The sequence below is a fragment of the Hallella sp. genome (genome assembly GCF_037460745.1).
Classification (GTDB): domain Bacteria; phylum Bacteroidota; class Bacteroidia; order Bacteroidales; family Bacteroidaceae; genus Prevotella; species Prevotella faecis.
On the sequence record NZ_JAXVAE010000063.1, the window covers coordinates 1 to 20,304 of the forward strand.

A 20,304-nucleotide genomic window follows, 5' to 3' on the forward strand; every position below is an offset into this window, starting at 1 on the left:
TTCTCTTTGCCGTACGACACAGAGAAATCCTAATGACCGATTTGGGTTAAACGGAAGGCACAAGTCGGCATATTTCGGATGGTTACCTTTGAAAGTGTACTTTGATATGTGCATCATCAAGTACTTCCTTGGCATTATATCTCCAAACAACGATATGCTTGATAAGATGAACAGACTTTTTGCTACGTTTTCAGAAATAGATAAGGCTGCCCTTGGCTTTCCTTTTGGTTGGGAAAACGAACCATTGTGGCAATAAAAGGTATACGGAGTGACTACTAACCACCTCACATCACCCACATTTTTTTGTAATTTTGGTGTGACAGTTATGTGCGTATTCGTATCTTATGAGATTTGTAGATTCTCCAATTAGGGTTTCAGGATTTCCTTGATCTCGTTAAGGTCGCCATCGTTGGGTGCGGGCGTGATGCCCACAAGGTGACAGATAAGTTCATAGATGTCTGTGTTTCGGAAATGGGGAATCTCCGTGTGAGAGAAGGCTGGACCGATGGCGCGGAATAATGCGTGCATGTCTAAGAGCTGCGGGTCGAATCCGTGGGTTCCGCCGGCGATGATTGGCTTGTCGTAGGCCACGTATCCAAGGTCGGGGCTCACCACCACGTCGCCCACGCGACTGTTGGAGCCATAGTGGAGGTAGGCGGGCACATCCTCCTTTTTCCACACGCTGATATGGTCTACATTTTTAAGTGCGTTGTAGATGGAGTCTTTGCAGCCTTCCTTGGCGTAGATGTTTGCCGGAACCGATCCCGAGACGGCCGTGTACCACTCGGGCTTGAGGTGGGGAAGGAGCTTCACGGTGTGGTCGCCAGGCACCCATGCCATGCCGTGGTCGGAAAGCACCACGAGGTTGATGTCGGCGTGGTAAGGCAATTTCTGCATGCGATTGTAGAGCGACTGCAGGAGCGAGTCGACGTAGAGTACCGCTCCACGAGTCAACTTGCTTTGTGGACCATATTTGTGGCCGTTGCCGTCAGGCTGTTCCATGTAGGCCATGATGAGGTCGGGGCGTTTTTTCTCAGGCAGACTCAGTTGGCTGATGATGCCGTCGGCACGTTCGTCCAGCGTCAGTCGGGGTTTGCGGTCGTAGGCGTAGTAGACATCGGGGTAACGATCGTTGACCTTGACGTCGGAACCAGGCCAATAGAATACGGCCACGCGCTTTCCCTGTCTGGCGGCAGTGTTCCAAACAGGCTCGCCGCCGTAGTAGCGTGGGTCGAGCTTTTGCTTCGCATCGGAAAGGGCGAATCGGTCGCCTGTTTTTGTGTCGAAGAACTCGTTGGCCACGATGCCATGGTGGTCGGGGTAAAGACCAGTGGCCATGGTGTAGTGGTTGGGGAATGTCTTGGAGGGAAACGAGGGGATCAGTCCGGCCTTCACTCCATGCTCGGCCATGAAGTTGATGAAGGGTGTGTCGTACCATTGGGGATAGTCCCAACGGTAACCGTCGAGCGATATAACGACCGTATAGCGGCGTGCTTGCGCTAACTGGGGCAGCAGGGCTGTCAGTAAAAAGAAAAGGGCGATGATGGTCTTTCTCATGCTTGTCATTAGTTTCTGTTTGCAAAGGTAGTGATTCTTTGCGACTTGTTTGTACGTTTAATCGAAAAAGGTGATACCTTATTTTATATATATGAAGGGTGCGTGAGACGAATATTTGTGTACGCGATGGCCTTACGGGTGAGGCGTGATCAAGAAACGTTAGCAAAGTGCAGGAAGTGAGTATTATCATGATTTTTTGATAAAAAGTTTGTTGAGGTTTTCGGGTGAAATAGAGAGCGAAAACGTCGGTTTTGTGCGACAGAGGCACCAAAATTGAACTTTGTCTTTGCCGTTAGGCATGTATCGAGTTGCGAAAGATGCCTCCTCGAGCCTCGGCTGGGCATGTTTCGCACTACGAAAGACCATGTTTCGCACTTCGATTGGGCATGTTTCGCAACATAAAGTATGGTTTTGGAGGCGTAAAATCTTGCGTCAATCCTGTAAGGTGCTGATTTTAAGCGAGATGCGAAAAGCTTGCGAGAATCGCGTATTTGCGATCAACTTTTTGCTCATTCGAAAGAAACGTGTAGTTTTCAATGTAGTTTGTCGTGCATTTTTGTTATGCCAGACGGCCTCCGTTAGGAATGGCATAGGGGGTGAAACTATGGGTGGGGCGTTAGGAGTGTGGGAAGATTTTGCATGCGTTTTGCTTTTTAACCCCAATCGGTCATTAGATTTTAATGCTTGTTAGCGTTTGTTTCGAGCAGGTTGCGACAGGCGCGGTGAGGCCATAGCGGGCTATGGCGAAACGCGACTGGAAGCAAGATGCCGAAAGAAATGCTGACAAGAGTTGAAAAGAAGCTATAAGATCCTAACCATTCACCTGTTTCGGTCTAATGTCCGATTTGGGTTTAAGCATGTGGTTTGTTGGCGTTTGGGTTCATAATGCCGCTATTTCTTTACAAAAAGTGTTATTTTGAGGTGTTAATTCTTGTGTTTTATTTGCATTATGGTTGTATCCTTAATGAGATTTTGAGGGCTGCTCTTTCCGAGGCTTTTCCGCTGTGTTCCTCGCATAAGAGGCACTTGTGCAAGCATAGACGATAGGCTGATGGTACCGCATATCAATACAGAATATGGCATGAGATGCAACGACGCTTGCTATCTCTTGGCCATTTGTCTGTTTGGTGGGTACGGATTGTGGTGATGGTGGAAAGAAAATTGCCTGTGAAGGTGTAGATGGCGCATATGGCGTTGATTGTTAGCGAATTAGCGAAGCCACAGAAAATATGTTTTGGAACGTAAGATGATTATTTGTGAAAGATTCGTAGGTTGGCTAAATGCGGATGGTCGTTTGTGGTTCGATTGTGCCCTGAAAATGCATAAATGCAAAAAGTCGAATGTGTGGACGCCTCAAGGTGGTCGCTCCGCTCCATGTCTTGTGGCAGGTTTTGGGCAGAGTCTCACACAGTTGCCACCATGTTTTGTCTCAATGATATGTGGGAATAAACGAGTGATAATCTTGTTGTTGAGATTTCTGTAATGGTAATCGCGTCATTTCGTCATCATTTCCTCGTAATTCCATTTTAGAGGGCTCCTTGGGACAATACAGTTGTTCATTAGTCTAAAAAATAAGACTTGCATAGATTGTGAGTGGAAGTATGAGATGGTTTGAACGTGAAAAGAATGTAAAAATAAAATAAAAAACAACTAAAATAATTTTTTTTTGAAAAAAAGATGCATAAAAGGCGAAACTGTGGAAAATTATAATTAACTTTGCAAAAAACAATGAGTGTTTAATCGTTAATGTTTATGGCTAAGTATAATATCACTGAAAAGAAAGAGAAAGAGGCTGCGTACCGTTCTCTCGTAAGTCCGAAATTGATGGATGAGCTCGAGCAGAAGATCAACAACATCATCATTCTTGAAAAGCGATACAAAGACAAGGACTATTCCGCAAAGCGCCTGGCTGAGGATTTGGGCACCAACACCCGTTACATCTCGGCAGTCGTTAATGTGAGATTCCACATGAACTATACGTCGTTTGTCAACAAGTTCCGCATTCAGGAAGCTATGTCGTTGCTGGTCGATAAGCGTTATCAGGAACTCAACATGGAGGAGATTTCCGACATGGTGGGCTTCTCAAACCGTCAGTCGTTCTATGCGTCGTTCTTTAAGATCAACCACATGACGCCACGCGACTATAAGATGCAGCACTTGGCTCAGCACCCCTCGTTGAAGGACCGTCCTAAGAAGCGCGGCCGCAAGCCGGGTGTGAAGAATGCGCCGAAAGTAACCATTTAATCCCTCAATACATCGTAATGAGCGATTCCTCATTTGCTTATACCGACGAGCGCTTTGCGGACCTACAAATGCTCCGCTATCGGCTCGCCGGATTTGGCAACCTGTCCTTGTCGCAAAAGAAGTATGTCTTCTTTTTGTCGAAAGCCACACTGGTCGGTCGTGATATCACTACCGACCAGTTTGGTGAATTCAACCTTTTGATTCGCAAGACGCTTGAGGCCGTCTATACGGATGAGGCAGTGGATCGCACTACTGCTGATTTCAAAGGTATGGAAGTGTACCTGAAGCGCGTGTGGTTCTCCAATGGCATCCATCACCATTACGGCTGCGAAAAGTTTGTGCCCGAATTTAGCGAGGCATGGTTTCGCAAGGTCGTCGCTCCACTTCCCCGTGACGTTTGGGAACGCGTGGGTTACACCTCTGCCGACGCGCTCTTGGCGGTGTTGTGCCCTGTGATATTCGACCCTGCGGTGCAGCCCAAGCGTGTGAACCAGGCTGCTGGTGAGGACCTGGTGGCTACGTCGGCGTGCAACTTTTATCGTGGCGTTTCGCAGCAGGAAGCCGAGCGCTTTTATGCGGAGCGTAGGGATCCCGAGGCTGGCGATGAGCAACCCTCGTGGGGACTCAACTCCAAGTTGGTTCGTTGCGACGGACGTCTGGAGGAGGAGGTATATCGCACGGGTGGACTCTATGGAGCGGCCATCAAGCAGATTGTGTACTGGCTGAAGAAAGCGGCTGAGGTGGCCGAGAACGACCAGCAGCGAAAGGTCATTGGACTTTTGGTCGACTATTATGAAACAGGCGACTTGCGCCTTTTCGACCAATACTCTATCGAGTGGTTGAAAGAGCAAGAAGGCATGGTCGACTTCATCAATGGGTTCATTGAGGTGTATGGCGACCCCTTGGGGCTCAAGGGCTCATGGGAGGGCTTAGTGGAATATAAAGACATGGAGGCCACTCGCCGCACGGAAACCATCTCGGAGCATGCACAGTGGTTTGAGGACCATTCGCCCGTCGATCCGCGTTTCCGAAAGCCGCAGGTCAAGGGCGTTACAGCCCACGTTATCTGTGCCGCCATGCTCGGAGGCGACGAGTATCCCGCGTCGGCCATAGGCATCAACCTGCCCAACGCCGACTGGATCCGTGCCCGTTACGGTTCGAAGAGTGTGACCATTGGAAACCTGACGGAAGCCTACAACCAAGCGGCCCGTGGCAATGGATTCGATGACGAGTTTGTGATTGATGAGCCTACGCGAACCGCTGTCGACCGATACGGTGATGTGTGCGATGATCTGCATACCGACCTTCACGAGTGTCTCGGCCATGGTAGCGGACAGTTGTTGCCTGGCGTTGCCTCGGATGCGCTTAAGTCGTATGGTAGCACCATCGAGGAAGCGCGCGCCGACCTGTTCGGGCTCTATTACATTGCCGACGCCGAGTTGGTGAGACTGGGACTGGTGCCCGACGCGAAGGCCTACGAAAGTCAGTATTACACCTATATGATGAATGGCTTGATGACCCAATTGGTGCGCATCAAGCCGGGCCATCAGATAGAGGAAGCGCACATGCGAAACCGTGCGCTCATAGCCCATTGGTGCATGGAGCATGGAAAAAATGTGGTGGAACTCGTTAAACGAAATGGCAAGACATACGTCAAAATCAACGATTACCCAGCATTGAGGACGCTGTTCGCTCAGTTGCTCGCTGAAATTCAGCGCATCAAGAGCGAGGGCGACTACGAGGCGGGCAAGACTTTGGTGGAACGCTATGCCGTGAAGGTCGATCCGGTGCTTCACGAGGAGGTGTTGGCACGATACCGAAAACTCAACTTGGCTCCATACAAGGGATTTATCAATCCGTGGATGAAACCCGTGGAGGATGCCGACGGCAATATCATCGATATTGAGCTCGACTATACCGAGGGTTACGCCCATCAGATGTTGCGCTATTCAAGAGAGTATGGATTGTTGTAGGCGTTGCGCGTTTGGTGACGCTTGTCGTAACGATTGAAACAAACAGAAATATGACAGAAGAGTTGCAAAATAAGATAAAGGAGATTAAACGCAGCTTCAGGTTTGCTATGAGCGGACCCACCTCGCAGTCGATGCGCGAAAAGGGTGCAGGCTACAAAATCAACTGGGGTGTGCCTTTCATACAACTGAAGGCTATGGCCAAGGACTTGGGAAAAAGCTACGACCTAGCTATCGCTCTTTGGAAAGAGGATATTCGTGAGTGTAAGATTTTGGCCACACTCGTTATGCCTGCCGACAAGATGCCTATCGAAGTGGCGGAGATCTGGATGGAACAGACACAAACACAGGAAATGGCTGAAATGCAGGCGTTTAACCTCTATCAACACGTGGCCTACGCTCCCGAGATCGCTTATCGGTGGATTGCTGAGGAGCGCGATGTGTATCAAATCTGTGGATACAACATCTTGGGACGACTGTTCATGAAAGGGCAGGAACCCAACGAACGAGGCATCAACGAGTTTGTGGACCAAGCGGTGACGGCCCTGCAGGGCGCTTCGACCGGAGTGAGGCATGCGGCCATGAACGCCTTGGTGCGCTTTGCCGACTTGGGGGTGGTGTATGAGCGAATGGCAGCGACGGCATTGAAGCAACACAACATCGAATTGTAAGAAGTGTGGCGCCAAGAACAACCTGCGAAGAGTAGGGTGGGGCGCGGCACGAAAGTTGTAACAACAAACTTATCAATATTAGTAAATAACAAGAGAGAAATGAAAAAATTATCTTCTGTATTTGCAGGACTGTCGCTCTTGCTCTTGGCAAGTTGTGGCACTGCAGGTTCGGGCACAACGAATGGCAACACCGGTGCGTCGGTATTGGGGAGTGTGCTCAGTGGCGCAGCCAACGCCGAAACATTGGGCAATGTGCTCAGCAGCGTGATTGGACTCGACAAACTGTCGGCCCAGAACCTTCACGGTACTTGGAAATACTCGGGTCCTGGTTGTGCTTTCACATCAGATAACGCACTTTCGCGCGCTGGTGGAGAGATCGTTGCCACGCAAATTGAGGAGAAACTGAAGGATGAATACGCAAAGTTGGGCTTCAAGAGCAGCAACACGTACGTCACCTTCAACACAGACGGAACGTTCGCCGCGAAGATAAATGGCAAGAGCTGGAGTGGCCAGTACACCTTCAATGAGAAGACGGGCGCCTTGAAGATGCAGGGACTCCTGCTCACGCTCAATGGTTATGCCACACGTCACAGCGGAGGCATCAGCGTGCTTTTCGAGTCGAAAAAGCTGCTGACGCTTATCCAGACCATGGCTTCGCTCAGCGGAAACACCACCGTTTCGACCATTGGCGATCTTAGCAAGAATTATGATGGCGTGCGTATTGGCTTCGACTTGAAGAAGTAACACTTAAGCACTCATTATTAGACGAATGAAAAAGTTTCTTAAATTATATGATTTGAGAAACTTTTTTAATATTATTTAGTCTCTCTGTTTCTTTACTCTTCTTTTAATGTTGTATTTTTGCAGACTAGATAAATATAAGCAAAAATATAGCATTTGTTATGGCAGAATCAGTAGATATCAGAGAGCTCAACGTTCTCATAGAGCAGCAGAGTGGGTTTGTCACCAACCTGGTTACAGGTATGAATCAGGTCATTGTGGGGCAAAAGCACCTTGTCGACTCGTTATTGATTTCTCTTTTAAGCGATGGACACGTCCTTTTGGAAGGTGTGCCCGGATTGGCTAAGACATTGGCCATTAAGACCTTGTCGCAATTGGTGGATGTGAAGTTTAGTCGTGTGCAGTTTACGCCCGACCTCCTTCCTGCCGACGTTGTGGGCACAATGATCTACTCTCAGAAAGATGAGAGCTTTCATGTAAAGAAGGGTCCCGTTTTCGCTAATTTCGTATTGGCAGATGAGATCAACCGTGCACCGGCAAAGGTGCAGAGCGCATTGCTGGAGGCCATGCAGGAGCATCAGGTGACTATCGGTGAGCAGACATTCACGTTGCCCAACCCCTTCTTGGTGATGGCTACACAGAACCCCATTGAGCAGGAAGGAACTTATCCGTTGCCCGAGGCACAAGTCGACCGTTTCATGCTGAAGGTGGTCATCGATTACCCAACGCTTGAGGAGGAAAAGATGATTATCCGTGAGAACTTGCAGGGCTCTATGCCTAAGGTGACGCCTGTAACCACAGCCGACGAGATCCTGAAGGCTCGTGAGGTGGTGCGCCAGGTGTATATCGACGAGAAGATTGAGAAGTATATCGCCGACATCGTGTTTGCCACGCGTTACCCAGATAGATATGGCTTGGCCGACCTGAAGGACATGATTACCTTCGGTGGTAGCCCACGCGCCAGCATCAATCTCGCAAAGGCATCAAGGGCCTATGCTTTCATCAAGCATCGCGGATATGTGGTGCCCGAGGATGTGCGCGCTGTAGCTCACGACGTGTTGCGCCATCGCATCGGATTGAGCTATGAGGCAGAGGCCAGCAATTTGACCAGCGAGGAGATAGTGAGCCGCATCATCAACAAGGTGGAGGTGCCTTAATTATGGATAGCGCAGACGTTTTAAAGAAGGTCAGGAAGATAGAGATCAAGGCGCGCGGACTGAGCCAGAACATCTTCGCCGGACAATACCATTCTGCCTTCAAGGGAAGGGGAATGGCGTTCTCTGAGGTGAGGGAATACCAGTTTGGTGACGATGTGCGCGACATTGACTGGAACGTGACGGCGCGCTTTCACAGGCCCTATGTAAAGGTCTTTGAGGAGGAGCGCGAGCTTACGGTGATGCTTCTGGTTGATGTGTCCGGGTCGCTCGACTTTGGTACAACCAAGCAGATGAAGCGCGACATGGCGGCCGAGATCGCTGCCACAATCGCTTTCTCTGCCATTCAGAACAATGACAAGATAGGAGTCATCTTCTTCTCTGACCGCATTGAGAAATACATTCCACCTAAAAAGGGACGCAAGCACATTCTCTACATCATTAGGGAGATGCTGAGTTTTGAGCCGCAAAGCCAAAAGACAGACGTTGGAATGGCGATGGCTTACCTGACGAGGGTCATGAAAAGACGTTGCACGTCGTTTGTCATAAGCGACTTCTACGATCGGAAGAACTTTTCGCAAGAGATGCAGATTGCCAATCGCAAGCACGATGTGGTGGCTGTGCAGGTCTATGATCCGCGCGCAAAAATGTTGCCGGACGTAGGCTTGCTGAAGGTGCGCGACGCTGAAACGGGGTATGAGCTATACATCGACACGTCGAGCAAGAAACTAAGATTGGCCCACACGCGGTACTGGATGGAACATCAGAGTGAGTTGTCGCACGCATTCGCTAAAGGCCGCATCGATTGGATATCCATCGCCACCAATGAAGATTTCGTTAAATCGATGATGATGCTCTTTAGACAAAGGGCGTAAACGATTGTGGTGGAAACGATTACACGATTCTCTATGAGTAACTATTTAAAGAACATATTTGGCTTTCTCTTGATCCTTTGTGCTTCTCAGGCACGGGCTCAGGTCGTCGTCGAGCAGACGGTCGACTCTGTTGGAATCCTCATTGGCGAGCAGGCTCACCTTAGATTGGAGGTAACAATGCCGAAGGGGGCACGTTTGGAGTGGCCTACGTTGCAGCCCAACCAATATGTGACTCCGGGTGTTGAGGTGGTCGCAGTGGCCGATGGGAAGACTGTGGAGACGGGAAAGGAACAACAGAAAGCATGCCGCGTGTATACCATTACGTCGTTCGACGAGAGTTTGTATGCGCTGCCTGCATTGCCCGTGAAGGTCAACGGAAAGACTTATCGGGGTGGAACTTCGGCGTTGAAGGTCATAACGGTTGATGTCGACACGTTGCATCCCAACCAGTATTATCCTCCCAAAGACGTGCAGGACAATCCGTTCCTGTGGTCAGAATGGCGACCTTTCTTGTGGCTTTCTGTCCTGACACTGGCGCTTGCCCTTTTGGTTTTCTATTTGTTTGTGCGCTTGCGAGAGAACAAGCCCATCATTACAAAGCTGAGAATAGTGCGCCATGTGCCGGCTCACCAGCGCGCATTGTCGGCCATTGAGAAAATCAAGGCCGAGCGAATGCAGCAGAGCGAGGACCAAAAGGCTTATTATACGCAACTCACCGACACACTCAGAAAGTATATTCAGGAGCGTTTCGGCTTCAATGCCATGGAGATGACGTCTTCGGAAATCATTGGGCGTTTGCAAGAAAGTGGCGATAAGAAGATGCTCGACGAACTGAGAGAGCTCTTCACTACGGCTGATCTGGTGAAGTTTGCCAAGTACTCAACGTTGATTAATGAGAATGACTTGAACCTTGTCAACGCTGTCAATTTCATTGATGAGACGAAGCAGGACGAGCAAGAGACTGTGGAGAAGATAGCTCCAAAGTTGTCGGAGAACGACCAGAAGGTGAAGAAGAACCGGGTTACATTGAAAGGATTGCTCTGGGCCTTGGGCACAATCATCGTTGCCTTGGTGGCTTACGTGGGCTATCATGTGTATCTGTTGTTGACGTAAACATGGCGAAGTAAAAGAAAGTCAGTAAAATGGAATTTGCAAACAAAGAATATTTCCTGCTGCTATTGCTGCTCATCCCTTACGTATTATGGTTCTTCCTATACCGTAAGAGGAGTGAGCCGACGATGCGCATGAGCGACACCCGTGCTTATCTTACCGCACCTAAGAGTTGGAGAGTACGCATCATCAACCTTCCTATGTTGCTGAGGTGCATGGCATTTGTTATGCTGGTCATCGCTATGGCGAGGCCACAAACGCGTAACTCATGGGACAACCGTACGGTGGAAGGCATTGATATCATGCTGGCAATGGACGTGTCGACATCGATGCTCGCTGAGGATCTGAAACCGAATCGCATAGAGGCGGCGAAGGATGTGGCGGCCGAGTTTATTGCGGGAAGGCCGAACGATAATATCGGATTGACCATCTTTGCGGGCGAGGCGTTCACACAGTGCCCCATGACGACCGACCATGCGTCGTTGCTCAACCTGCTTAACAATGTGCGTACCGACATCGCCGCACGCGGATTGATACAGGATGGTACGGCAGTGGGTATGGGATTGGCTAACGCTGTGTCGCGTTTGAAAGATTCGAAGGCCAAAAGCAAGGTCGTCATTCTCTTGACCGACGGTAGCAATAATATGGGCGACTTGTCGCCGATGACGGCCGCGCAGATTGCAAAGTCGTTGGGAATAAGAGTCTACACCATAGGTGTTGGTACCAACAATGTGGCTCGTTATCCCATGACGGTGGCAGGAGGAGTTCAGTATGTGAATATCCCCGTTGAGATTGACACAAAGACTTTGAGCGACATTGCGGCTTTGACGCAAGGCAATTTCTATCGTGCCACCAATAACAAGGAGTTGAAGCAAATCTACCAGGATATTGACAAGTTGGAGAAAACGAAGATGAACGTCACGCGGTTCTCTAAGCGTTACGATGCTTACCAACCGTTCTGCATTGCCGCTCTCCTCCTACTATTACTGGAGATACTGCTGAGAAATACGGTCTTGAGGCGTTTACCGTAACCTCATGGATTTGAGAACAATGGGTGATAAATCCTAAGTTGTTTACAAGAGGCCGTACAAAGATGATAAGAAAGACAATGCTCTGCATGAAAAGATAAGGTTATTCTATAATTGGAAGATATGCTAAGATTCGAAGACCCTATATATTTTTGGCTTTTGCTGGTTGTTCCGCTATTCTTTTTGCTGCGGATGGCCAGTTGGCGTAAGAAAAGAAAACAACTGAGAAAGTTGGGCGACCCAGCCCTTCTTGCGCAGTTGGCTCCCGACGTGTCTAAGTATCGCCCGACGGTTAAGTTCTGGTTGCAGATGGCTGCTGTGGCTGTCTTGGTGTTGATGTTGGCACGTCCGCAGATGGGTACAAAAGTTTCGCATGAGAAGCGTAACGGCATCGAGGCCATCATTTGTATGGATATTTCTAACTCGATGAAGGCGGAGGATGTGGCTCCAAGTAGATTGGACAAGAGTAAAATGCTTGTGGAAAGCATGGTGGACCATTTCACAAACGATAAGGTTGGGCTGGTCGTGTTTGCTGGCGACGCATTTGTGCAACTGCCTATCACAAGCGATTATGTGTCGGCCAAGATGTTCTTGCAAAACATCGACCCTTCCCTTATAGGCACTCAGGGCACTGACATTGCCCGCGCCATACAAGTAGCTATTCACAGTTTCACCCAACAGGAGAAAGTGGGGCGCGCCATCATTGTTATAACAGATGGTGAAGATCATGAAGGTGGGGCGGAGAAGGCTGCAGAGCAGGCACGCAAGAAGGGTATCAATGTCTTTATTCTTGGAGTGGGAAGCACGAAAGGCTCACCCATCCCTGATGGCCAAGGCGGATACATGCAGGATGCCAGCGGACAGGTTGTGATGTCTGCGTTGAATGAAACCATGTGCCAACAGGTTGCCAAGGCAGGAAGTGGCACGTACATTCATGTAGACAACACATCGGACGCTCAGGAGGAATTGAATGATGCACTTACTAAACTGCAGAAGGGAGAAACCAACTCTGTTATCTATAGCGAGTATGATGAGCAGTTCCAAGCCTTTGGTATCATTGTGCTATTGCTGCTGATTGCTGACGTTTGTTTGTTGGAGGCACGCAATCCTTTGACCAAGAATTGGAGAATATTTAAAAAGAACGGATGATGAAAACGAGACGAATTGCCCACTTGTTGATATCGGTTGTCATGATGATAGGATGTCTACCTGTCATGGCACAGGCTGATCGCAACTATGTGCGCAGCGGCAATAAACTATACAGACAGCAGAAATACGCCCAGGCTGAGACTGAATATCGCAAAGCTTTGGATAAGAATTCGAACAATACGCAAGCCATGTATAACTTGGGTTGCGCATTGCTCATGCAGCAGAAGGACTCGTCTGCCATTGCTCTGTTGGAGAAAGCGGGCAAAGCGGAAACCGCAAAGAAAAGAAAGGCGATGGCCTATCATAATATAGGAGTGATATGCCAGAACCATCAACTGTACTCCCAAGCTATTGAGGCCTATAAAGAAAGTCTGAGGAATAATCCTTCTGACAATCAGACCCGATATAATTTGGCACTATGCAAACGCCAAATGAAGAATCAAAAGGGTGGCGGCAACAAGAACCAGAAGAAGCAAGAGCAAAAACAGCAGAAACAGGAGAATAAAGACAAAAAGCAAAATAAGCAACAAAAGCAGCAATCTTCGCCCCAAAAGGCTGAGGAGAAGATGAGCAAAGACAATGCTGAACAGTTGCTCAACGCGGCCATTCAAGAAGAAAAGGCCACCCAGCAACGCATGAAGAAACAGCAACAATCGGCTCAGCGCCGCAGACTCCAGAAGAATTGGTGATATGAAGATGATGACTCGACGTTTAAAATACATACTATTGGTGGCATGCCTCTTGTGGGGCGTTGTGGTTGGAAGGGCGCAAATCTCGGTGTCTGTTCCCACACATGTGGCTACTGGAGAGAATTTCCGCTTGGCCTATACAATCAAAACGCAGGATGTGTCAGATTTCCGGGCAGGTAATATTCCTGATGAATTGGAAGTGCTTGCTGGCCCTTACACGTCAAGGCAATCGAGCTATCAGATGGTAAATGGACACACCAGTAGTTCATCATCCATCACATTCACTTATACCTTGTATGCGGCAAAGCCTGGCTCATACGTCATTCCCGCGGCCCATGCACGCGTAAATGGCAAGATGGTCTCTTCTCGGGCTGTCAAGGTTACGGTGACGGGTAGCGCAAGCAGGGGCTCGTCACCTAAGATGCACGAGGATCGTAGCAACGCCCCATCGATGCAAGCTGCAGGCACACACATCTCTGCTAACGATCTTTTTATTAAGGTGACGGCAAACAAGCATCGTGTGCATGAACAAGAGCCCGTATTGCTTACTTATAAGGTTTACACGTTGGTTGACCTGACTCAGTTGGAGGGAAAGATGCCCGACCTGACAGGTTTCCATACCCAAGAGATTCCCTTGCCTCAGCAAAAGAGTTTCCATGTGGAGCGTATCAATGGCAAATCATACCGTGCGGTGACGTGGAGCCAATATGTAATGTATCCTCAAATGACAGGTAAGCTTAAGATTCCAAGCATTACCTTCAAGGGAATTGTCGTTCAGCAGAATCGTGCCGTCGACCCCTTTGAGGCTTTCTTCAATGGAGGTTCAGGCTACGTTGAGGTCAAGCGTAACATTGTTGCTCCCGCTTTGAGCATTCAGGTTGATCCGCTTCCCAAGAAACCTGCAGGCTTCTCGGGTGGCGTGGGACGTTTTAACATATCTGCGCAGATTAATCAGGCAGAGGTCAAGGCGGGTTCACCCATCACGCTTCGAGTAGTTGTCGGAGGAACAGGAAACTTGAAATTGATCAAGCAGCCCGTAGTGAACTTCCCGAAGGATTTCGACAAGTATGATCCGAAGATTACCGACAAGACCAAGTTGACATCCACTGGTCTGGGTGGTAACATGATCTATGATTTCTTGGTTGTTCCCCGCAACCAGGGTCAGTATACGATTCCCGCTGTGGAGTTCACATATTATGACACGGATGCAAATGCCTATAAGACCATCAAGACGCAAGCGTTCAATGTCACGGTGGCCAAGGGAGATGGAAAAACCTCTGCTGAGAGTTTTGACAACATGAAGGATAATGACATCCATAATATCATGAAGGGCGATAGCACGCAGTATGGCACACGCGACTTCTTTTATGGAAGTGTGCGCTATTGGCTGACCCTTTCTGGTCTCTTGCTTATGTTCTTTGTGTTGCTTTTCGTTTTCCGTAAGCGTGCCATCGACAATGCCAATGTTGTAAAGATGCGTGGTAAGAAGGCCAATTCCATAGCTCGCAAGCGTTTGAAGAAAGCCAGTCGGTTGATGTTTACCAACGACTCGGCCGCGTTCTACGATGAGGTATTGCGTGCTTTGTGGGGCTACGTGAGCTACAAACTGAACATGCCTGTTGAGCAACTTACACGTGAGAATATTGCTTCAACGCTTGAGCAGCATGGCGTTGATGACCTAACGGTTACACGATTTATCTCTGCCCTCGACGAATGCGAGTTTGAGCGTTATGCTCCCGGTGACCCCAAGGGCAATAAGGAGAAGACATTCAATTATGCCATGACGGCCATTACTGAGATTGAAAACGTAATGAAGAAGAGAAAATGATGAACGTAAATATGAGTATACATAAGGATCGCGCGTTGCGTAGCGCATTATTGCTTACCCTATTGGCCATATTTTTTCCATTGGCAGGATGGGGAGTTACGAAGCAGAATGCCGACGACGCCTATACGAAAGGCAATTACCAACAGGCGATAGCCGATTATAAGGAGTTGCTCAAACGAGGCACTTCGGCCAGCCTATACTATAACTTGGGTAATGCTTACTATCGCTCGGACAGTCTGACTCAAGCCATTTTAGCCTATGAGCGCGCATCGTTGCTCTCGCCAGGTGATGATGATATACGCTTCAATTTGCAGTTTGCACGTTCGAAGACCATCGACAAGATAACACCACAAAGCGAAATGTTCTTTGTTACATGGTATCGCGCATTGGTTAACCTTGCTGGTGTGGACCGTTGGGCCACCCTCTCAGTGGTGTCGTTGGTGTTGGCGTTGCTGTTGCTTTTGGCATATCTTTTTGCTCCTTACCTTGGTGTTCGCAAGGTCGGGTTCTTTGGAAGCATTGGCTTCGTGGTAGTCTTTTTGTTATCGAACCTCTTTGCTTATCAACAAAAGCAGATGATGGAAAGCCATTGCGGAGCCATCATCGTGGCCCCATCGGTCACCGTAAAGAAGACTCCTAACGCCAATAGCGCTGACGCCTTTGTGCTTCATGAGGGAACGCGTGTTGATATTACTGATAATAGTATGAAGGAGTGGAGTGGTGTGCGGTTGGCCGATGGACGTGAGGGATGGTTGCCCACATCGCAGTTGGAGCACATCTAAAGTGGGCTTAACCTAACTGTATTATCGTAAAGAATCAAAATATGCTGGCGTCGTTGAGGATCTATCACGTTCCTCTCTTGCCTGAATGAATGGCGAGGTATTGACAAACAGCAACCAAACTCTTTGAATGGCAATGACAATAGACAGTCTTATAGCCCTTGATCAAGAATTGCTGACGTGGTTTAACGGAAGTGAATCGTTGTTTCTCGACAACTTCGTTGTGTTGTTGACTACAGGTATCACATGGATACCGTTGTATGTAGCCCTCTTTGTGCTTGTTATGAAGAACAATGAGACTATGTCACAGATTATGTTGGTTGTGGGATGCGCTGCATTGTGCATCCTTTTCGCTGATGGTGTGGCCGATGGATTGGTGAAACCCCTCGTTGGTCGCCCCCGTCCCTGCAACGATCCCTTGCTCAAGTATGCTGTCGATATTGCAGGAAATTATAGGGTTTCGGGCTTCAGTTTTTTCTCGGCCCATGCCGCCAACACCATGTCGATAGCGGTTTTCTTTACCCTTTTGGTTCGTAACAGAACCTTTACGGCTGCCATGTTGTTGTGGTCGCTTTTGAACGGATGGACCCGTCTTTACCTGGGCCTTCATTATCCAGGCGACGTGCTATGCGGTTTCCTGTGGGGTGCTGTGTCGGGTTGCTTGGCCTATCTGCTTTTCTATAAAGTCTATTTGAGGATAAGCCCCAAGTTGAATTACATTTCTACACAATATACACGCACGGGGTATAGCAAAAACGATATCGACATGGTCATTGCCGTCATGGTTCTCACTGTGGCTATGCTGATGATTTTGTCTCTTTATACCATGCATTTATTTTAATCATATATCCAATATGACAGATACGAAACATATTCATATTAGTGACTTTAACTACGAACTTTCCGATGAGCGCATCGCCAAGTTCCCTTTGCAACAACGCGACCACAGCAAGTTGCTGATTTATCAGCATGGCGAGGTGTCCGACGATGTGTTTCTTAACCTACCAAACCATTTGCCGAAAGGTGCGCTTATGGTTTTCAATAATACTCGCGTCATTCAGGCCCGTTTGCATTTCCGCAAGGAAACGGGTGCGTTGATTGAGGTGTTTCTTATGGAACCGGCGTTACCTGCCGATTACGAGCAGATGTTCCAAACTACTGGTAAGTGCAGTTGGCTTTGCATGGTGGGTAACTTGAAAAAGTGGAAGGAAGGACCATTGATGCGCGACTTTGAGATCAAGGGAAAGGCACTGACACTTTCTGCCACAATGGATCGCAACAAGACGATGGAGAAGAGTGGAGGAACCAACTATTGGGTCGACTTTGAGTGGGATAACCCAGAGGTTAACTTTGCCGAGATTCTGGAAGCTGTGGGTGAGTTGCCCATTCCTCCATATCTTAATCGCGCCACGCAAGAAAGCGATAAAACCACGTATCAAACGGTGTACTCGAAGATTAAGGGCAGTGTGGCCGCGCCTACGGCAGGCCTTCATTTCACCGACGCTGTGCTTCACGACTTAGACCAGAAGGGAGTTGTGCGCGATGAAGTTACGCTCCATGTTGGTGCAGGGACATTCAAGCCGGTCAAGAGTGTTGAGATCGAGGATCACCACATGCACACCGAATACATTGTGGTGCATCGCCATACCTTTGAACGACTTTTACAACACGACTGCAGCGTCATTGCTGTTGGCACAACCAGTGTACGCACCTTGGAGAGCCTGTATTATATGGGTGTGAAGTTGGCGATGAATCCACAGTGCACAGAGGAAGACCTTCATGTGAACCAATGGGAGCCTTACGATCTTCCGCATAATGAGGAAGGATTGGTATTAGTCGATGGTGAGCCTGTCAGTGTGGAGCAGTCTGTTCGTAACCTTCTCGATTATCTGAATCGAGATGGGCTTGAGGCTTTGCACTCGAGTACGCAGATTATCATAGCTCCTGGCTATGTATACAAGATTGTTAAGATGCTTGTCACCAATTTCCATCAACCCCAAAGCACATTGTTGCTGTTGGTGAGCGCTTTCCTAAAGGGTGATTGGCGCAAGGTTTACGACTATGCGCTTAGCCACGACTTCCGCTTCCTCAGCTATGGAGACTCTAGTTTGTTGATACCTTAACACACATTTTGACGATTATGAAAATAGGAGATAAAGTAAGATTTCTGAGCGAAATGGGAGGCGGCAAAGTAGCTGGCTTTCAAGGAAAGAACATCGTTTTGGTGGAGGATGAGGACGGATTCCAAATCCCTACACCTATTAATGAGGTCGTTGTGGTGCAACAAGACGACTATAGCATGGCGCGAGCCATAAACCGCAAGGCAGAGAACGATGCGCAGCGCGCCAGCGAGACTCCTCTTAGCAAGGGCCATCGTTCCATTACCTCTATGCTTCGCGATGGTCAGGACGAGGAGATCGACATGGAGGTTCCCGATGAGCTCGACGATACGAAGGAGATAACTTTCCGTCGTCCCGCGGAAGAGCGTAAGGGTGGCAACCAATTGTCTGCTTTCTTGGCTTTTGTGCCGTTAGATGTCAAGCAGATTACCAATCCGCGTTTTGAGGTGTATTTTGTTAACGACAGCAACTACTTCATGCAGTGCGCCGTTGCTTCGGCTGAAGGAAACAGTTGGAACCTGAAATATCAGGGTGAGATAGAGCCTAACACTAAACTCTTCTTGGATGAGATTGGCAGGGACGAAATTAACCGACTCGACCGTTTGGCTGTTCAAGTTCTTTCGTATAAGCATGAAAAGGCATATATCATGAAACCAGCCGTCGATGTGCAGCTGCGTGTAGATCCCGTGAAATTCTACAAGGTACACACTTTCCAAGATAGCCAGTTCTTCGACTCGCCTTGTCTGCTTTTCACCCTCATTGCCAACGATCAACCTGCTCGTTCTTTGGTGGTCGACCCCAAGCAGTTGAAGCGTGAGATGTATCGGAACGGCAAGGACGACGAGGCTAAGGCGCCTACCCAGAAGCAGCGCGAGCAGTTGGTGCGTCGTTATGGTGATGACCAAAGCAAGGGCAAACGCAAGCATTCGTCTTTTCCCCATCACGATGATATTATTGTTGTGGACCTTCATGCTGAGGAATTGCTTGATACCACCGCTGGTCTGTCGCCCAAGGATATTCTCGACTACCAGTTGAAGGTGTTCCGCGATACGTTGGCTGACTATGCCGGTTCCAAGGGACAGAAGATAGTCTTTATACATGGCAAGGGTGAAGGTGTACTTCGTCGTGCTCTCATTCATGAATTAACCTATAAATACAAGACGTATACCTATCAGGACGCTTCGTTTCAGGAGTATGGCTATGGAGCTACGCAGGTAACCATACGTTAATCTAAGACATAATCGGCACTGTTTGTTTGCCAAATAACAGCCGACTGTCATAGGTATAGCTAAGTGCTCTTGTCCGTTCAATCAACAATGTCTTAAGAAATAAAACCCCTGTAAGGAAATGTTTATTGAATGGCAAGAGCACTTGTTGTAAATTTGCATAGCCCGTCAGCTTGTCATAGACGATGGGGCATCAAGCCTTTTTTATAGTCTCTTTGTATGTAGACTATTATGAGTTGTATTTGCTGAAGCATTTATAGCGTTCTTGATGCAACAATTCCTGGAATAGTGTGTTGTCTTGTTTTTTTGTTGAAAAGTTTGTCGTGGTTGTTGCGGCAACTAGAGAAGGATAAGACGACTTTTGAGGAATCGGGTGACGTAAGTTGAGCAATCATTTTGGCGTTTAGCATGTATGGAGTTGCGAAAGACACCTCCTCGAGACTCGATCGGGCATCTTTTGAGACTCGATTGGGCATGTTTCGCATTGCGAAAAGGCATCTTTCGCAATGTTAATTGAAGATTTTTGGATGCTGATTTTGCCCTTTTGACCGTAAGTGCTTGAAGTATAATTACTTATGAATGTCTGCTGAGAATCGCATATTTGAAACTAAAGACACGCTTGTTCTGAAAAACAGTGTAGTTTTCAATGTAGATTGTTAGTTCTTTTACCTATGGTCATCAAGAAGAATTCTCATATCTGTGGCAGTTGTGATATTATTATTGGTCTCAACTGGGATTTTTTTAGTGAAGTTGGGTGGTCACAGATTTTTTATCTATATTTGTGTTCAAATAAAACAAGTTTGATGATGTATGGAAAATGTATATGCTGTTCAATGTGAGAATCTTCGAATTGCCAATATGGCTTTCCAGGCCGGTAGCTATGAAGTCGCCTACGAGATGCTGGAAGCGTTGGTCCATTTTGTCGTTTCTGCCGAGGCGAATAAACATATAGGAATGGAGAATCTTCGCTCGTTGCGTGAGGGTGTGAAGCTTGCGGTTTCTAACTTTGCATCGTGTAAGGACGAGGCATATTGGGAAATGTCGGCAGAGTTGTACGATTTGTTTCGCTGATAGTTAGCTGCTGTAACAAAGTATTTGGCATAAAACAAACAAAGGCTTACGCACAATCACATTTGTGATAAAAGCGTAAGCCTTTGCTTATA

Annotated in this window: 15 protein-coding genes and 2 pseudogenes; 16 read left to right on the forward strand and 1 reads right to left on the reverse strand. The window is 48.1% G+C overall.

What is annotated here, in order from left to right:
* Positions 1-256: pseudogene (locus WKK33_RS02480) on the forward strand (hypothetical protein); the annotation flags it as partial.
* 110 nt (positions 257-366) lie between these two features.
* On the opposite strand, the gene WKK33_RS02485 reads toward WKK33_RS02480, so the two are convergent.
* On the reverse strand, positions 367-1,557 hold the full coding sequence (locus WKK33_RS02485; protein ID WP_337932327.1) for an ectonucleotide pyrophosphatase/phosphodiesterase: 1,191 nt from the start codon (positions 1,555-1,557) through the stop codon (positions 367-369).
* 1,752 nt (positions 1,558-3,309) lie between these two features.
* Here WKK33_RS02485 and WKK33_RS02490 point away from each other — a divergent pair.
* The 15 genes and pseudogenes from WKK33_RS02490 (at position 3,310) to WKK33_RS02560 (ending at position 20,212) form a co-directional block, all read left to right on the forward strand.
* The gene (locus tag WKK33_RS02490) at positions 3,310-3,801 is read left to right on the forward strand and encodes a helix-turn-helix domain-containing protein (protein ID WP_215760512.1); all 492 of its coding nucleotides are present in this window, start codon (positions 3,310-3,312) and stop codon (positions 3,799-3,801) included.
* A gap of 17 nt (positions 3,802-3,818) precedes the next feature.
* A complete protein-coding gene (locus tag WKK33_RS02495; RefSeq protein ID WP_337932328.1) occupies positions 3,819-5,774 on the forward strand; it encodes a dihydrofolate reductase in 1,956 nt (651 codons plus the stop codon).
* A 50-nt stretch (positions 5,775-5,824) separates the two neighbouring features.
* Complete coding sequence (locus WKK33_RS02500) at positions 5,825-6,442, forward strand: DNA alkylation repair protein (RefSeq protein WP_287768507.1); 618 nt, start codon at positions 5,825-5,827, stop codon at positions 6,440-6,442.
* A 99-nt stretch (positions 6,443-6,541) separates the two neighbouring features.
* Positions 6,542-7,186: a DUF4923 family protein gene (locus tag WKK33_RS02505; RefSeq protein WP_337932330.1), complete on the forward strand. Its 645-nt coding sequence runs from the start codon at positions 6,542-6,544 to the stop codon at positions 7,184-7,186.
* 158 nt (positions 7,187-7,344) lie between these two features.
* The gene (locus WKK33_RS02510) at positions 7,345-8,340 is read left to right on the forward strand and encodes a MoxR family ATPase (protein WP_287768508.1); all 996 of its coding nucleotides are present in this window, start codon (positions 7,345-7,347) and stop codon (positions 8,338-8,340) included.
* A 2-nt stretch (positions 8,341-8,342) separates the two neighbouring features.
* A complete protein-coding gene (locus WKK33_RS02515; RefSeq protein WP_337469465.1) occupies positions 8,343-9,212 on the forward strand; it encodes a DUF58 domain-containing protein in 870 nt (289 codons plus the stop codon).
* A gap of 33 nt (positions 9,213-9,245) precedes the next feature.
* The gene (locus tag WKK33_RS02520) at positions 9,246-10,325 is read left to right on the forward strand and encodes a hypothetical protein (protein ID WP_337932331.1); all 1,080 of its coding nucleotides are present in this window, start codon (positions 9,246-9,248) and stop codon (positions 10,323-10,325) included.
* A gap of 29 nt (positions 10,326-10,354) precedes the next feature.
* Positions 10,355-11,353 carry a VWA domain-containing protein gene (locus WKK33_RS02525; protein ID WP_215760519.1) on the forward strand — a complete coding sequence of 333 codons (999 nt, stop codon included), beginning with the start codon at positions 10,355-10,357 and terminating at the stop codon, positions 11,351-11,353.
* 120 nt (positions 11,354-11,473) lie between these two features.
* Positions 11,474-12,499 carry a VWA domain-containing protein gene (locus WKK33_RS02530; RefSeq protein ID WP_337932339.1) on the forward strand — a complete coding sequence of 342 codons (1,026 nt, stop codon included), beginning with the start codon at positions 11,474-11,476 and terminating at the stop codon, positions 12,497-12,499.
* A gap of 65 nt (positions 12,500-12,564) precedes the next feature.
* Complete coding sequence (locus WKK33_RS02535) at positions 12,565-13,188, forward strand: tetratricopeptide repeat protein (RefSeq protein WP_252344969.1); 624 nt, start codon at positions 12,565-12,567, stop codon at positions 13,186-13,188.
* Positions 13,189-13,198: 10 nt separating this feature from the next.
* Positions 13,199-15,798, forward strand: a pseudogene (locus WKK33_RS02540) (BatD family protein).
* A gap of 133 nt (positions 15,799-15,931) precedes the next feature.
* Positions 15,932-16,636, forward strand: a complete 705-nt coding sequence (locus WKK33_RS02545; protein ID WP_287768548.1) for a phosphatase PAP2 family protein — start codon at positions 15,932-15,934, stop codon at positions 16,634-16,636.
* 13 nt (positions 16,637-16,649) lie between these two features.
* Positions 16,650-17,918, forward strand: a complete 1,269-nt coding sequence (locus WKK33_RS02550; RefSeq protein WP_337469469.1) for an S-adenosylmethionine:tRNA ribosyltransferase-isomerase — start codon at positions 16,650-16,652, stop codon at positions 17,916-17,918.
* A 17-nt stretch (positions 17,919-17,935) separates the two neighbouring features.
* Positions 17,936-19,144 carry a DUF2027 domain-containing protein gene (locus WKK33_RS02555; RefSeq protein WP_337932332.1) on the forward strand — a complete coding sequence of 403 codons (1,209 nt, stop codon included), beginning with the start codon at positions 17,936-17,938 and terminating at the stop codon, positions 19,142-19,144.
* An 807-nt stretch (positions 19,145-19,951) separates the two neighbouring features.
* Positions 19,952-20,212, forward strand: coding sequence for a hypothetical protein (locus tag WKK33_RS02560; protein ID WP_337932333.1), 261 nt, complete (start codon positions 19,952-19,954; stop codon positions 20,210-20,212).
* Positions 20,213-20,304 lie beyond the last annotated feature (92 nt).